The organism is Oleiphilus sp. HI0080 (assembly GCF_001635135.1).
In genome coordinates, this window is sequence record NZ_LWFU01001000.1 from 1 (window position 1) to 732 (window position 732).

General features: G+C 47.5%; 2 protein-coding genes. Both read right to left on the bottom strand.

Translation table 11 applies throughout. The features are described from left to right. Positions 1-77: 77 nt before the first annotated feature. A complete protein-coding gene (gene rplR, locus A3751_RS19085) occupies positions 78-428 on the bottom strand; it encodes a 50S ribosomal protein L18 (RefSeq protein ID WP_068450990.1) in 351 nt (116 codons plus the stop codon). A gap of 8 nt (positions 429-436) precedes the next feature. Further along, positions 437-732: 50S ribosomal protein L6 (gene rplF / locus A3751_RS19090; protein ID WP_068458585.1), on the bottom strand; the 296-nt coding region annotated here is incomplete at its 5' end.

A 732-nucleotide genomic window follows, 5' to 3' on the forward strand; every position in this document is an offset into this window, starting at 1 on the left:
GCGACGCGGTTTACCTGAACCAAACGCTCCTGAAGCTCTGGCCCTTTTTGCTCTTCTACACTCATCGTGATGACTCCTTAGAATTCCAAACCAGCTTCACGAGCAGCGTCGGCTAAAGCCTTTACACGACCGTGGTATTGAAAACCGGAACGATCGAACGCAACACGCGTAATGCCTGCAGTTTTCGCACGCTCAGCAATTAACTGACCTACTTTGGTAGCCGCTTCCGAGTTACCTGTTTTCGCACCTCGAAGGTCCTTTTCAACAGTCGAAGCAGATGCCAGAACCTTATCTCCCTCGGGTGCAATGACCTGAGCATAGATGTGGCGAGGCGTACGATGGATAGTCAAACGAGTTTCACCGAGTGACTTCATTTTAGAGCGGCTTTTTTTCGCTCTACGAATTCTTGAAACTTTCTTTTCGCTCATTGTCTCACCTATTTCTTCTTGGCTTCTTTACGTCTGACATGTTCATCAGCATAACGAACACCTTTACCTTTGTAAGGCTCTGGCGGACGGAATGCACGAATGTCAGCGGCCACTTGACCTAAAAGCTGCTTATCGATGCTCGTCAGTACAATCTCTGTCTGTGATGGAGACTCTGCTTTAACATCTTTAGGCAGTTCATATTCAACTGGGTGAGAAAAACCAAGGTTTAGGTTTAGCTTCTGGCCCTGAACCTGGACCCGATAACCAACACCAATAAGCTGAAGTTTCTTCTGGAAGCCTGATG

What these genes read in the sequence shown, in the direction of transcription:
- rplR (WP_068450990.1), bottom strand. Translation starts at nt 428, where the DNA reads ATGAGCGAAAAGAAAGTTTCAAGAATTCGTAGAGCGAAAAAAAGCCGC.